General features: G+C 61.5%; 11 protein-coding genes. 3 read left to right on the top strand and 8 right to left on the bottom strand.

The window, feature by feature from the left end; genetic code table 11:
• Positions 1-282: 282 nt before the first annotated feature.
• The 8 genes from ACP146_RS20450 to ACP146_RS20415 form a co-directional block, all read right to left on the bottom strand.
• Positions 283-1,443 (bottom strand): trans-sulfuration enzyme family protein, encoded by a 1,161-nt coding sequence (locus ACP146_RS20450; protein ID WP_422368609.1) that lies wholly within the window; start codon positions 1,441-1,443, stop codon positions 283-285.
• Entirely contained in the window at positions 1,440-3,410 is a 1,971-nt protein-coding gene (locus ACP146_RS20445; protein ID WP_422368608.1) for a TRAP transporter permease, read from the bottom strand. The genes ACP146_RS20450 and ACP146_RS20445 overlap by 4 nt, the downstream gene beginning before the upstream one ends.
• Before the next feature lie 51 nt (positions 3,411-3,461).
• Positions 3,462-4,601 carry a TAXI family TRAP transporter solute-binding subunit gene (locus ACP146_RS20440; protein WP_422368607.1) on the bottom strand — a complete coding sequence of 380 codons (1,140 nt, stop codon included), beginning with the start codon at positions 4,599-4,601 and terminating at the stop codon, positions 3,462-3,464.
• Between the two features lie 21 nt (positions 4,602-4,622).
• On the bottom strand, positions 4,623-5,447 hold the full coding sequence (locus ACP146_RS20435; RefSeq protein ID WP_422368606.1) for a putative hydro-lyase: 825 nt from the start codon (positions 5,445-5,447) through the stop codon (positions 4,623-4,625).
• A complete protein-coding gene (locus ACP146_RS20430) occupies positions 5,444-6,631 on the bottom strand; it encodes a M24 family metallopeptidase (RefSeq protein ID WP_422368605.1) in 1,188 nt (395 codons plus the stop codon). Before ACP146_RS20430 ends, ACP146_RS20435 begins: the two co-directional genes overlap by 4 nt.
• Positions 6,621-7,427, bottom strand: coding sequence for an IclR family transcriptional regulator (locus ACP146_RS20425; RefSeq protein ID WP_422368604.1), 807 nt, complete (start codon positions 7,425-7,427; stop codon positions 6,621-6,623). Before ACP146_RS20425 ends, ACP146_RS20430 begins: the two co-directional genes overlap by 11 nt.
• A gap of 386 nt (positions 7,428-7,813) precedes the next feature.
• Entirely contained in the window at positions 7,814-9,526 is a 1,713-nt protein-coding gene (locus tag ACP146_RS20420; RefSeq protein ID WP_422368603.1) for a recombinase family protein, read from the bottom strand.
• 4 nt (positions 9,527-9,530) lie between these two features.
• The gene (locus ACP146_RS20415) at positions 9,531-10,595 is read right to left on the bottom strand and encodes a hypothetical protein (protein WP_422368602.1); all 1,065 of its coding nucleotides are present in this window, start codon (positions 10,593-10,595) and stop codon (positions 9,531-9,533) included.
• A 140-nt stretch (positions 10,596-10,735) separates the two neighbouring features.
• Between ACP146_RS20415 and ACP146_RS20410 the strand changes: the two genes are divergently transcribed.
• The 3 genes from ACP146_RS20410 to ACP146_RS20400 all read left to right on the top strand — a co-directional run bounded on the left by ACP146_RS20410 (position 10,736) and on the right by ACP146_RS20400 (position 14,590).
• Positions 10,736-12,892 (top strand): type I restriction endonuclease subunit R, encoded by a 2,157-nt coding sequence (locus tag ACP146_RS20410; RefSeq protein ID WP_422368601.1) that lies wholly within the window; start codon positions 10,736-10,738, stop codon positions 12,890-12,892.
• 13 nt (positions 12,893-12,905) lie between these two features.
• A protein-coding gene (locus ACP146_RS20405; protein ID WP_422366280.1) for an IS630 family transposase occupies positions 12,906-13,854 on the top strand; the annotation gives its coding sequence in 2 pieces (ribosomal slippage) (positions 12,906-13,241 and positions 13,243-13,854; 948 coding nt in all).
• Between the two features lie 19 nt (positions 13,855-13,873).
• Positions 13,874-14,590, top strand: coding sequence for a M48 family metallopeptidase (locus tag ACP146_RS20400; RefSeq protein ID WP_422368600.1), 717 nt, complete (start codon positions 13,874-13,876; stop codon positions 14,588-14,590).
• Positions 14,591-14,618 lie beyond the last annotated feature (28 nt).

The following is a 14,618-nucleotide window of genomic DNA, read 5'->3' as shown; positions in this document are numbered from 1 at the left end:
ATTGCTTGATAGAGCGCATCGATGATCGAAAACTGCCGCCAGCAAAACACTTCCATCTCTATTCGGGCCATTAGTTTGCTGGCGCCAAACGACATCGCAATTTCCATTGGTATCGCGCCCCTGCAACCAATCAAAACCCCTGCTTACGTCTCGCTTTTGGACAGCAGCATTGTGCGGTAGAAATGGCGCCGGGATTTACATTTCCAACATCGTGATCACGTATCACGGAGCGCTTTCGTCGTTCAGACGCAGGTGTATTTCTCGTAGGCTGTTTGCGCGCCCTCAATCATCAAGAAACCGGTCTAGGTCTTCACCAATCGCTGCCGCATCTTCAAGACCAACGCTGATGCGCACAATCTGTTGTCCGTGGTAGCGGCGTCCACAGCGGCCATCCGTGATGGGCGATGGCGCGATCAGGCTATGGGTGCCACCCCAGGAAGCGCCGATTTGGATGAGCTTCAGCCTGATGAACCGGGCGCGGAAAGAATCCTCATCTTCCGAATTCATAATGAAACTGAACACGCCGCTTGTGCCGGCGTACTGCCGGCTCCAGAGGGCGTGGCCGGCCGCGTCCGGTAGAGCCGGCATCAGGACCTCGACGACGCTATCGTGCTGACGCAGTCTTTCCGCGAGCAACAGCGCCGTGCGGCCAACATGCTCCAGCCGGATTGGAGCAGTCTCCAGGCCGCGCAGCGCGAGAAAGCAGTCATCCGGTGAGACGCCCACGCCAAGCGAGCGCACCGTTGCGTGAATCTTAGCAGCGAGTTCTTCGGTCCGGACCGTGATCGAGCCGAGCAAGATGTCCGAGTGCCCGGAGAGGTACTTCGTGACCGCTTCGATGACGATATCGGCGCCGAGATCCAGCGGCTGACAGTAAAGGGGCGTAGCCCAAGAATTGTCGCAACCAACCAAAACGCCATGGGCTTTGGCTTGTCGCGACAACGCGATGATATTCTGCATTTCCATGGTGAGTGAGCCGGGAGATTCGATCCAGAGCAAACGTAGCTCCGGCCCGAAGGCGCTAAGGTCGATTTGTTCAGTTGGATCGTAGTATTGTGCTCCAATATTCAGCTTACTGAGCGTGTCCGCCGCAAAACGCCGCACCGGTGCATAAACGGTCTCCGGCAATAGAACCCGGTCGCCTGCGGATAAGAGCGCCAAGAACGTAACGGTAATGGCCATCAATCCAGATGATGTCAGAAAGGTATCGGTACCGTTTTCAAGGGCTGTCAGCTTATCGGCCAGTGCCCGGCTGGTCGGCGTGCCGGCGAGCCCATAAGTGTAAGCCTCTCGCCCACGCGAACCGCGCGCAACGAAGCTGTCGAGGTTGGGATAGGTAATTGTCGAGGCACGATAGGTCGGCACCGACAGACTGTTGAAGCCGTCGGTCGGTGGCGACGGCGTGTGAACGAAGTCACCAGCTGTTGGCCGTTTGGCGGTCATTGCAGCGCTCGACCTACGGTACGCCGGCTTAGAAGCGCGTTCGCGCCGAGTGCAGTTGCGACGATCGCCAATCCCGCGACGATCAACGTGCTGTGGCCGAAACCGGTCAATTCACCACCGGGCAGGGCGAGCATAATACCACCAAGCATCAAAGCGACCCGTAGCGGAACGGCGCACGCCAGGTTGTCCACAATACGGCCAATGCCGGGCACATAACCCTGCAGCGCACCGGCGATGACGACGATGCCAACGCATGCCGTGCTGGTCACAAGGAGGATCTCGAGCGCGTCACCGCGGCCGATCAGGGCGGGGTTCAGGACGAAGAAGAACGGCAGAAAATAGATGATCGAGCCCAACCGCATGGCCTCCAGTCCAGTCTGCATGGGGTTGGACTTGGCGATTGAAGCTGCGGCGAACGCGCCGAGCGACACAGGCGGGGTGATGAACGACACCATGCCCCAATAGAGCATGAACAGGTGCACGGCGACTTTGTCCAGGCCCGACGCAGTCAGCGCAGGTGCCAGCGTGACCGCGAGAAACAGATAGGCCGCCGTAACCGTCATGCCCATGCCGAGGACGAAACTCGTCATGGCGCCCATAGCGAGCAGGATGAACACATTGTCGCCGGCGAGCGCGACCAGTTCGTAGGCGATCGAGCCGACCTTGCCGGACAGTGTCAGCGCGCCGATAATCAGCCCGACGCCAGCGAGCAACGCGGCGAGGTCGGCGAGCATCCTGCCCGTGGCGATGATGAAAGCCATGAGCTTGACGCGGTCCCAGCGATGCGTACCGGACATCTGATTGATCGCGATCAGGAGCGCAGTTGCGTAAAACGGCGCCTGCGCTTCACGCTGCAAGTAGAGCAGCATGAACACGAGCAGTGCCAGGACGAAAACGAAGTACCAGCCATCGCGGATGACGTCGCGGACGCTGGGCAGTTCTTCCCGCGGCAGCCCCTTGATCCCGTTGCGAGCGGCATAAGCATCGATCTGCAGGAAGAGGCCCGCATAATACAGAATGGAAGGGATCGCGGCCGCGAGTACGATCTCCGAATAGGGGACTTCGATGAATGTTGCCATGATGAAGGCGGTGGCACCCATCACCGGCGGCATCAGCACACCACCGGTAGAGGCGCAGGCTTCTACACCGCCGGCATAGCGACCCGAAAAGCCGACCCGTTTCATCGCCGGAATTGACATGGCGCCGGTCGTCAGCACGTTGGTGATCACCGAGCCGCTCATCGAGCCCATAAGGCCAGAAGAGAAGATGGCAACTTTTGCCGGCCCACCGCGCCGGGTTCCGAGAAGCGCGAAAGCCAAGTTGAGGAAGAATGCCCCGCCGCCGGTGTACTGCAGCGCCACACCGAAAATGAGGAAGCCGATGACGAGCGTTGCGAACGCAGCCATCGGAACACCCAGGATGCTCTCGCTGCCGAAGATATGGAAGCCGGCTGTGATACTTAAAGCCGTCGATTGCGCACGCAGAATGCCAGGCATGGCCTCGGAAAACACCGGATACAGCGAAAAGACGAGGCATATGGCGAAGATTGCAAAACCTGAAGAACGCCGCAGTGCCTCGAGGATCAGGGCCCAAAAGGCATAGGAAAGCCAGCGGGCGTATTCTGGCGCCGCAAACTCCCAGCCTTCGACCAGCATGGTCTCAGCCTCGAGCGCAAAGGTGGCGGGGATCGCGAAGGCAGCGCACGCCAGCAGCCAGTCATAGACCGGGACGTGACCGTCCCGGGGGTGGCCCGTGATCCCGTGACAGATGAACACGACCGGCAGCAGCAGCGCGATCAGGCCGTAGAGGTACTGCGTCTCGAGCGGGACGAAGAGGCCAAGCGCGTTGCCCAGGTTGAACATGATCCAGATTGCGATGCCGCTGCTCAACACAGCCGACGCGCAGACAATCATTGTCAGCACGCGGGGCGCCGCACTGCCGGCGGAGGCATCGCTATCCTGGGTCATGCGCTCTCAATCAAAGGGAAGGGAAGGTTGCTTTTCCTTCCCCTGAGCCGACTAGTTGAAGACGATCGGAAGGCCGGCCTCAGACAGGGCCGCAGCGCGGACCTTCAACCATTCGGCTGCGAAGGCGTCGTCGTCCAGCGAGGAATCGCGCATCTGCTCCCAGGCGCTGGCCAACACGTCCTGACGCTTCAGTAACATCTCGTTGTGTGCTTCGTCGGCTTTGGTCCAAAGCCCCGCTTCCTTATAGTAGGCTATCGCGGCGGGGTGGACCGGGAAGATGTAGCTCAGAATCTGCCGATTTTTGGCGTAGCCGTTCATGCTCGGGCCTGCTTCCTTGATGGCGTCATAGTTCTCCATGATGGCCTTGGTCAGGCCGTAGGCCGTGTTCTCGGAAATGTTCGGCGTGGCGACGAAAAGGGGATAGGGATAGTTCATACCCTCATAGGGCCCATCGACACCTGAGTCTTCGACATAACTTTCAACGACGGTGGGAGAGAACCAAGGTGCGATTTGCTGAGCGCGCGCCCAGCCTTCGCTATCGTCATGCGGCAGTTCAGGGAAGATCAGACCGCGCGGGGACGCGGCGATGCGGCTGAGCGAGCCGGTCATGGTCGAGGCCCATGAGGCGTCGGACTGTCCGTTAAGAACGGCTTCGATCGATTGCCGCCAGCCGGGCACCTCGACGCGCTCCACATCGTCCCACGTTAGGCCGCCGAAGGCCAGAAGCGCGGTCATATTGGTGTTGTTGGCGGGCGAACCCTTGATCCATGTCACGCGCTTGCCGCGCAGGTCCGCAATGTCCTCGACCCCGGCATCGGCGGCAATGGCGGCCGTCTGACCGTTCGTGCCGACATTGTTGAACAGTGTATAGAGCCGCTGCGGCCCCCAGTCCGGATCGGCAAACATCATCACGCCTTCCTGGGCGAAATAGGAGGCGATCCCGCAAGCACAGATGTCCGACTGACCGTTCTTCAGAGGGATCATACGCGCGACATCGTTCTTGCCGGGAATGATCCGCAAACTGACGTCGTACCGTGCATCGAGCATCTGACCGATACCCACCGACTGGGCATAGCCGGACGAGGTCGTGCCGAAAGCCGTCCAGGACAGGTCTCCGGGTAGGTTGATTTCCTCCGCCAACGCAGTCGAAGCAAAGCCTGCAAGGGCGATGGTCAGCAAGATACTTCTCATGTTTAACTCCCCGTTATGGCGTCAGCCTTTGCGCTGATCGTCAATGTGAAGGTCGGTGACGAACATGTGCCCTGGCGCGTGCGTGATCATCTCGGGCACGCCGCTTTCCAGCGCTACAGCCTGAGGCGTCACTCCGCAGGCCCAGTAGACAGGGACCTCGCTTTCCCGCAGCGGGTTGTAGGCGCCCCAGTCAACCTGGCTTAGATCCTCGATACCGATGCTCTTCGGTGCACCAATGTGAACGGGACCGCCATGGGCGATGGGGAAGCGTGACGACAGCTCCGTCACCCGCGGCACATCCCTTTCGGGAATAGGCCGCATGGTCACGACCATTGGGCCGCGGAACCGGCCGGCTGGCGCGCACGGGATACTCGAGCGATAGACCGAGATGCGCCCGTCGGACTTTTCGAGATGCCTTTGCGGAATACCCTGCCGTTCCAGCACCTCGTCGAATGAGTTGCTGCAGCCTAAGAGGAACGCCACATGATCGTCGCGCCAGAGATTGGTGATATCGGGCCGTTCTTCAGCGAGTCTGCCCTCGCGGTAGATTCGGTAACTCGGCAGATCTGTCCGTACGTCCGATCCGGGTGCGGCCGTTTTGAACTCCACCTCACCCGGCTCCAGCACCTCGACAAGGGGGCAGGTCTTGGGGTTGCGCAAGCAGAAGAGCAGAAACTCAAAGGCATAGTCTTGCGGCAGGATGGCGAGATTCGCCTGCACATGCCCGCGCGCGAGCCCGTGAGTGACGTAGTCCAGATCGCCCCTCCGCGCGGCCTGGCGCACCTTGCGCGGATGAACGTGGATCAGCGCAGAACGGTCGAAGGTCTGAGGAGCAGGCACGCTCATGCCAGTACCTGCAGGCGACCGTCAGTTGTCATGAAGGTCTCGATGCCGCCGGCGCGCACAACGACCGTGTCTTCGACTTGAAGTCCGCACCAGCCGAGCTCGTAGTAGGGTGTCTCAACGCAGAGAACCATGCCCTCTTCGATGACGTCGGAGCTGTCAGGCGCTAGGCTCGGGAGGTCGTAGCCGTCGATCCCTATACCGTGCCCCACATGACTACGCTTGTAGCCAGTGAGGCCCGCTTCGCGCACTGCCCGCACCGCGGTGTCGAATACGTCTGATGCGCGAACGCCGGGCCGGATCATCGCCAGCGCCTCAGCAACGCCCGTGTGGAGTGCCTCGTGATAGGTCCGCATCCGCGTGCAAGGATCTCCGAGCACGGCGTTCCGGGCAATATCGGCGCGGTAGTGCTGATACCGCCCGCCGACGTCAAAACGGATCACGTCATTGCGGGCCAGTGGGCGGCCGCTTGGCTGTACGTTCGGCATGGCGCCACGCGGGCCGAAGCCGATGCAGCCGAGCACTGGTGTGGCGTCCTCCAGCACCGTCTGCGCGTGGAAGGCGCGTGCCAAGTCGCGTTCGGTTGCACCGTCGCAAGCCACGTCGAGGGCCGCCGCAATCGACCTTTCAGTGATCTGGGCGGCCTGCCTCAGCCGCGAAATCTCTTCCTCGGTTTTTACCGCGCGGATGCGGCGGAAGTGCTCGGCGGCCTTGCAAAAGGTGGCCTGCGGGAAGCTTTCTTGTATGTCTTCCCAAGCGCCCGGGAGGAGCCCGAGTTCGTCCATTCCGACCCGAGCCGTATCCAGCCCCAGCTCGCTTATCGCCCGCTTCAACGCATCCATTGCACTGGCATCGGCCTTTAGGTCGTAGAGGCGGGCTTGGGCGATGTCGAGCGGCTCGGTGAGCGAGTTGGCGCGGTCCGCCTGGAAGAAGCCGAAGCGTTGAATATCGCCAACCCAGACATCCTGGTCGGCCAACAGATCGATCAGGGAGGTCGCTGCGATCACCCGGGCGCGAGACAAATCGGCCGTAGGCAATATGACGTAGGTCTGTGGGCCGCGCCGGATCCATTGCGAGAGTGCCCAGTAGCCGCTGGCGTAGGTGACGTTTTCAGGCGCGGTCGCAATAAGCGCATCAAGACGTGCTTCTTGGGCAATCTGTCTGAGGCGCGGCGCGTTAAGCAACATCGGGCGTCTCCAAAACGGGCGTTACCCGGTCGAGCATTTCTTTGGGACAGCCGAGCGTGGTGGAAATGCGCGCCGCCGCGTCGGTCACCAGGCGAACAACATCGGCGAGCTGTGCGGTAGGTTGTAGGCTGGGTGCAAACGCAATGCTAGTGGCGGCGATGACACCGCCTTCCCCGTCTCGGATACGCGCGGCAACGGATGTCACGCCATCGAGGTTCTCTCCAAAGGCTAGCGCGTAACCCTGCTGATCCGCGCGCGCCAATTCCGCGTAGAGCGCATCGCGGTCCGTGATCGTCCTTGCGGTGAGCGGCTCAAGTGCTTCCCGCCCCAAAAAGGCGTCGATCTCATCGACCGGCCGCCCGGACAACAGGGCCTTGCCCATGGCGGTTGCGTGAAACGCCGCCTTCGCCCCAGGCTTGCTCTTGATCGCGATCGGTCCTGCGCTCTGCTCGGCGAGCACATACAACAACTCCCCGCCCGCTATTACGCTCAAGAAGGCGTTCAGGTGGTGATCGCTGGCCAACGCGCGCAGTTCGGGTAGGGCGCTCCCGACCAGACGTTCTTCGGTGAGCATGGACCGGCCGAGCGCAACGGCCCGATAGCCAATGACGTATTTCTGAGAGCGCGGGTCTTTCCGCGCAAAGTTCGCTTCGGTCAGCGAATGCACGAGCCGCTGTACGATGGTCGCGCTGATTCCCATTTTACGAGCGATATCGCGTATGCCGAGCGGGTCACTTGCCTCATCTAGGAGCTCGAGAATGGTAAGGCCGCGCATCAAGGACTGGTTTGATGACATTTTTAGCGTTCCGATTAAAGTAACAGCGTTGCTATAATAATTCCAAACACAAAGAAAGATGTCAAGCTGCGGTTTTCAGGCAGCGCAGGTGGGGAGTGCCGGGTTGTTGCAAAACTCCGATGATCGCCGAGCAAGCGGCTCTGTTTCACGCCGCTTGCTGGCCGATCATCTCCATTACAGGGCCGACCGAAAGCTACCGTTCCGTCCGTGAAAGCGATGCCGCGATGCAGCCTGCTAAAGCGGACATTGATACTAGCTGACAGTGAGCAACAAGGCCGTTTCACCTGAAGCGTCACCGAGATCCAAGTGCCGTTGAATCGATTTGGGCCATAATGCCGCTGCTTGGAAAGGCTCCTGCTGATCGTTGGTAGCCTGTCCAAGACTTTCTACGGAAGTACATACCAGCGCATGGCAGATCGCTTTGCCACCCAATCGGCCAAGCCACCAAGCAGGGGTGTCAATTTGAGGCGGTTGCGCGCCCCCGCAACCACCTTTACCGAACAAGCCGTTCTCTCATCGAGGACGGCTTTTCTGTTGCCCGAAGCCAAGGCCACCTCGACCATCCGGGCGATCGCGCCCACCAACTCGATCTCCAGGCCGTCCTCTTTCGAGGTCACTACCACCCGCTCGATGAGGTTGCGCAGGCAGCTGAGTGCCGCCTCGCGTTCCTCCGGCTGAGCAAGCGCCGCGTGGAGGTCCTCAACCTTGCGGGCATAGACTTCGGCGAGCTTGGGGTGCAGACGTGGCGCCGACGGTGGAACTTCCGCGATCTCCCCTATCAGCATTTCCTTGCGGGCTTCCAGATCATTCAACTTTTGCTGCAGGCTGGACGCACGCAGGCCCTCGGCAATTGCGGCAACGAGGCCGTCGAGTTGTTGGCTCACCTTGGCCAGTTCGCGCTCTTTGCCGCGTCTGGCTTGCTCGATGCCATGGCGTGCCTGGTTCACCTCCGCGTGGTAGGCGGCTATGAATTCCTTCACGAGATCAGGTTGCATCAGCCGGGCCCTCAAACTGCCGAGGATGATCGCCTCCATGTCAGGACGTTTGATGCCGCGTTTGTTGTCACACTGGCCTAGCTTGCGGGCTGCCGAGCAGGCGAGGTAGTCGCGGCCCACTGCGGCGAAACGTCCCCCGCAGGAACCGCAGAAGACCAGGCCCGTCAGCAGGTGCCGGGCGCGTCGGCGGGTCCAGAAGCCCGACGCCTTGATTTTCTGCACCGCCGGCTGTGCTGCGATGACCTGTTGGCGGTCTTTCGCCTGTTGCCAAAGGTCATCGTCGACGATGCGCAGCTCGGGGACATCCTCGACGATCCAGGTCTCCGGCGGATTGAGCCGGGCCTGGCGCTTGCCGGTCGCCGGGTCCTTCAAGTAGCGCTGGCGGTTCCAGATCAGCCGGCCGATGTAGAGCTCGTTATTGAGAATACCGGTGCCCCGGGTCGCGTGACCGCGGATCGCGGTGTCGCGCCAGGCTTTGCTGCGGGGCCCGGGGATCTGCTCGGCATTCAGCTCCTTGTCAATGGATGCCGGCGAACGCCCGGCGGCGAAGGCCTGGAAGATGCGCCGGATAATCGCGGCCTCGTTCGGCTCGATTGTGCGGTCGCCCCGCAAAGGCGAACCATCGGCGTTCACCGCGCGGACAATCTTATAGCCGTAGCAGAGGCTGCCGCCGGACTTGCCCTGGCGGACCCGGCCCTCGAGGCCGCGCCGAGTTTTCTGAGCCAGATCCTTCAGGAAGAGCGCGTTCATGGTGCCCTTGAGGCCGACATGAAGCTCGCTGATCTCACCCTCGGCCAGGGTGACCAGTTTGATGCCGAGAAACTGAAGCTGCTTGAACAGACTGGCGACATCGGCCTGATCGCGCGAGAGGCGGTCCAGAGCCTCAGACACCACGACCTCGAAAGCCCCGGCCTGGGCGTCGGTGAGGAGCTGCTGATAGGCCGGGCGCAGGGTCGAGGTACCACTCAGGGCCCGGTCGCTGTAGACCTCTCTGTCGGTCCAGCCCTTGGATGCAATGAAGGCGCGGCAGAGACGGATCTGATCCTCAATCGAGGCGTCGCGCTGGTTGTCGGAAGAATAGCGGGCATAGACGACGGAATGCATGGTTCTAACTCCTTGCTCTGATCGCAGGCCGGGAAGGCGATTCTGAACGCAGCTCCAGCATCGCCTTATGATAGTTCCGGCCGGCCTCGACCTGTCTTGCCTGAAGGTAGTGGCGGTCCAGGCTGCGCAGGTCGGCATGGCCGAGGAGGTCGCGGGCGGTCCCGAGGGCGTCGGGGCCACGCAGGGCGAGGTCGGTGGCGGCGATGTCGCGGAAAAGATGCAGATTCACCGGCTTGCCGAAGGCGGCAGCGGTACGCTTGCTGGCCTGCTTGTAAAGAGCGCTTCCGCGCATCGGCAGGCGCTTGCAGGAGGCCCAGAGGCCTTGGTGTTTGTCGGCACCGGGGAACCGGGGACGCACGGCCGCGAGGTAGTGTTCAAGCTGCGGCAGGATCCCTTCCGGCCAGGGGAATTCCAGAGGCCGCTTGTTCTTGCAGTGCTGCGGCCCAAAGACCAGCGCATAGCCGTCTCCGGTCGGAACCAGGGTTTCGCCGAGGGTGATGGCGGCTAGTGTGCGCCGCCGCAAGGGCCGCAGGGTGAGAAGGGCGATCCGGAGGCCGTCGCGGTATTGCAAGGCCTGATGGTGGTGGGGATCGGCGCTGTCCAGGTCAGCTCTTTCCATCAGCCTAAGGCCGAGGTCCAGGAGGCGTGTTGCAGCTACTATCCGGTGCTGCTTGGCCTTGGGCGTCACCTTTTGGTGTAGCCGCCAGGCCAGGGTTTTGAGCCAGGACCAATCATGATCCGGCGCCATGACGCGCAGGGCGTCATAGAGCTGCTTGACGTCGTTGAAGACGCCGCCGCTGCCGAGAGAGGCCTGCAAATGGTCGACATAAGCCTGAAGGCGTGGGCGCGTCGCTCGCTCGGCCGGCGGCAGAACCAGGGCCTCAGGCGTCGTGTCCCTCAGATGGCCTAGCCAGCGGGCATAGCCGGTGGCAATACTGCGCCGGCTGCCGACAGACCAATGGGCCGCCGGCCCCCGTCCATCGAAAATGTCGCCCTCGGCCAGAGCTGCTGTCCAGGCGGCGCGGTCCGCCTCGGGCCGGGCTTTGAAGGGAAGGCTCTTTCTGGTCATGGGCGTGCCCTCTCGCGTCTGGCCCTGACCGGCAGGGTGGCAAGCCGCTCGCGTTCGCCAGTAAGGAAGGCGTCATAGTGCTCTGCCGCGGCCTGGCCGGAGAAATCGGCATAGGAGCTCATGGTGGTCTTGAGCGACTTGTGGCCCAGCAGGCGCTGCACCACGACGAACTGGCCGGGGTTGCGCTCCAGGAAGAGATAGGCGGCGAGACGGCGGAACTGATCCGGAACAAGACGCCGCTGGTGACGACGATCATCAACAAGTTCGACGTTGCCCTGCGCGGGCGTGACCTTAAAGACGAGAGCGCCGATATCTTTGTTCTGGTTGACGAAAGCCACCGCACCCAGACCGGGCGCCACGGCGGCTATGGAACCTTCGCCCTGAAGATGCGGCGGGTTCTTCCGATGGCCTGCTATCTCGGCTTCACGGGAACGCCGCTCCTCAAAAAAGAAAAGAACACGCTGACTACCTTCGGTGGGCTGATCCACAAGTACACAATCGACGAGGCCATCGCCGATGATGCCGTGGTGCCGTTGCTCTATGAGGGGCGGCTGGTCGAGCAGCAGATCACCGGTAAGGCGATCGACACCTGGTTCGAGAAGATCAGTGCCGGCCTAAGCGAGGCGCAAAAGGCGGATCTGAAGCAGAAGTTCTCACGCATGGATGCGCTGGCGAAAACCAGTCAGGCCATCCGCGCCAAGACCTTCGACATCTCCGAGCACTTCCGGCAGCACTGGCAAGGGACAGGGTTCAAGGCGCAGCTGGTCGCGCCGTCCAAGGCTTCTGCGATCCGCTTCAAGGAAGTGCTCGACGAGATCGGCCACGTGAGCAGCGAGATTATCATGTCGGCGCCGGGTGACCGCGAGGGCAACGAGGAGGTAGACAAGGAGTCCAAAGACCTCGTCCGCCAGTTCTGGGCCAGGATGATGGCGCAGTACAAGTCAGAGGACGAGTACAACCGCCAGATCACAGAGGCCTTCAAAGGCTCCGGCGATCCGGCGATCCTGATTGTGGTTTCAAAGCTGCTGACGGGCTTCGACGCGCCGCGGAATACGGTGTTCTACATCTGTAAGCAGCTGAAGGAGCACAACCTGCTCCAAGCGATTGCCCGCGTGAATCGGCTCTTCCAGGAGGAGGGGCAGGATAAGCAGTTCGGCTTTGTCCTGGACTACGAGGGCTTGCTGGGGGAGCTGGATCGGGCGTTGACCACATACAGTGCTTTTGAAGGCTTCGAGGTCGAGGATCTGGTGGGTACCGTGCACGACGTACGCGAGGAGATCCGCAAACTTCCACAACTGCATGACCAGCTCTGGGACCTCTTCAAACAGGTCGCCAACAAGAAGGACATGGAGCAATTCGAGCTCTTCCTGGCGGATGAGGCGAAACGCCAGGAGTTCTACGAGCGTCTCAGAGCTTTCAGCCGCTGTCTTCACATCGCGCTGTCGTCGGACAAGCTCTTCGACGTCTATAGCGAGGCTAAGGTCGATGCCTTCAAAAAGGCCTGGAAGCAGTTCTCAGAGCTGCGCCGGTCGGTCCAGCTTCGCTATCAGGAAGTCGTTGACATCAAGGAGTTTGAGCCGAAGATCCAGAAACTGCTCGATGATCACGTCACGGCGATGCCGGCCGAGACGATCATCGAACTGGTCAATGTTAACGACTCGGCTGCCCTGAAGGCCGTGGTCGGTGAAACCGGCGTATCCGAGGCCTCCAAGGCGGACCGAATCGCCAGCGCGACGCGGCGCGTCATCACCGAGAAGATGGAGGAAGACCCGGCCTTCTATCGCCGCTTTTCGGAGATGCTGGAGGAGACAATCCGCAGTTATCGCGAGCGGCGGATCTCCGAGCGCGAATACCTCAACCGTATCGTCGAGCTGGCCGGCAAGATAGCACGTCGGGACCACGGGCGCTCGGTGCCGGCGGCGATTAAGGGAAATGACGACGGTCAGGCGTTTTTCGGTATCCTTGATGGGGCCCTCGTGACACGGGAGGGGGAGCCGGCGAGTTCTGAGGAGACGGCGGATATCGCGCTGAAGGTCATCGACATCATCAAAGCACATCACATCGTGGATGTCTGGACCAACGACATCGCGCAAAACAAAATGCGCAATGCTATCGACGACTACTTCTTCGACGTGCTGAGAGACGAAAAGGACATCGAATTGCCGATCGAAGTGATGGATGATCTCGAGTTGAAGATCATGGGGCTCGCGAGGGCTAGAGCGTTTCACGCATTGATTGAATCGGAATGTGGGTTCCCAGGGGCGCGGATTTGTGATTCAAGCTTTCTACTGGAGTAGGAGGCCAGCATGCATGACGCGACCCTATTCGAATGACCTTCGTGAGCGCGCGATAGCGGCCCTGCAAGCAGGCGAGAGCTGTCGTGTGGTTGCCAAGAGGTTCGGTGTGGCAGTGTATTCGGTGGTGAAGTGGCATCAGCGCTATCGGGCGACGGGTAGCGTTGCGCCAGGCAAGGTTGGCGGTCACCGTCGTCGGCTTCTGGAGCCGCATCGGGCGTTCATCGTGGAACGGATCGAGCAGACCCCGCACCTGACCCTGCACGGCTTGAAGGACGAGTTGGCCGCGCGCGGGGTCAAGGTCTCCCACAATGCGGTCTGGCTGTTCCTGCGCCGCGAGGGACTGCGCTTCAAAAAAAACGCTGTTCGCTCTTGAGCAGACGCGCGTCGACATCGCCCGGCGGCGATGGCGCTGGAAGTCCTGGCAGAGCCGGCTCGATCCCCAGCGCCTCGTCTTCATCGATGAGACCTGGATCAAGACCAATATGGCGCCGCTGCGCGGTTGGGGACCAAAGGGCAAGCGCCTGCGCGGCTTTGCCCCGCAAGGCCGTTGGCGCACCATGACCTTCCTGGCGGCCCTCAGGTGCGATGGCCTGACCGCTCCTTGCGTCTTCGACGGCCCGATCAACGGCCAGGCATTTCGCGCCTACGTCGACCAGCTACTCCTGCCCACCTTGAGGCCCGGCGACATCGTCGTGATGGACAACCTCGGCAGCCACAAATCCAAGGCCGTCCGAGCCGCCATAAAGGCCGCCGGCGCACGGCTCTGGTTCCTGCCACCCTACTCGCCCGACCTCAACCCCATCGAGCAGGCCTTCGCCAAAATCAAACACTGGATGCGCCTTGCCCAACGCCGAAGCACCGATGACACCTGGCGCCACCTCGGCCAGCTCCTCGCAACCATCCAGGCACAGGAATGCGCCAACTACTTCCAAAACGCTGGATATGCTTCCGTCAAAACGTGAAACGCTCTAGGTTTCCCGGATGACCGGCGAGCCTGGCCAAGTCCTCTATGGAGAGCACGTGATCGCATTCTCCGTGGTGCGGCGTGACCGCAAAACCCTTGAGATCGCCGTAGAGCCTGACACCTCCGTAGTCGTGGCGGCTCCTCATGATGTGTCCTTGGAGGTGATCGCCGAGAGGGTGCGGAAGCGGGCGGCATGGGTGCGGCGCCAGCAGGGCTATTTCATTCAGTTCATGCCGCGCACCCCCGAGCGCTCTTTCGTTGCCGGGGAAACCCATCTCTATCTCGGCCGCCAGTACCGCCTGAAGGTGGTCCCGCACGTTCAGGCCAACGTGAAGCTTATCCGCGGCTTCATCGTGGTCCAGAGCCACAAGCCGCGCCGGCCGGCTGTTACCCGCGAGTTGGTGGCAGATTGGTATCGGGAGAGGGCCTCGATAAAGTTTAGGGAACGCCTGGAGGTCAGCCTGGCCAGGTTCCCGGATCCGGAAGCCTTTCGCCCCAAGGGCCTGATCGTCCGCCAGCTGGAGCAACGCTGGGGCTCCATGTCCCCCTCATCACGTCTCCTGCTGAACCGCCGCCTCATCCAAGCACCCACTGACGCTATCGACTACGTCATCACCCACGAACTCTGCCACATCGAAGAACCCCACCACGGCGCCGCCTTCTTCGACCTCCTCGGAAAGGTCATGCCGGACTGGCAGCGCCGCAAGGAGCGCCTGGAACGGGTGATGGCCTGACCTCGGGTCGGAGGGCTTCAGCGCGTCG

Source organism: Pelagibius sp. (assembly GCF_965249265.1).
Lineage (GTDB): Bacteria > Pseudomonadota > Alphaproteobacteria > Kiloniellales > Kiloniellaceae > Pelagibius.
The sequence above is the reverse complement of the archived record's forward strand: the minus strand, read 5'-3'. Positions and strand labels throughout refer to the sequence as shown.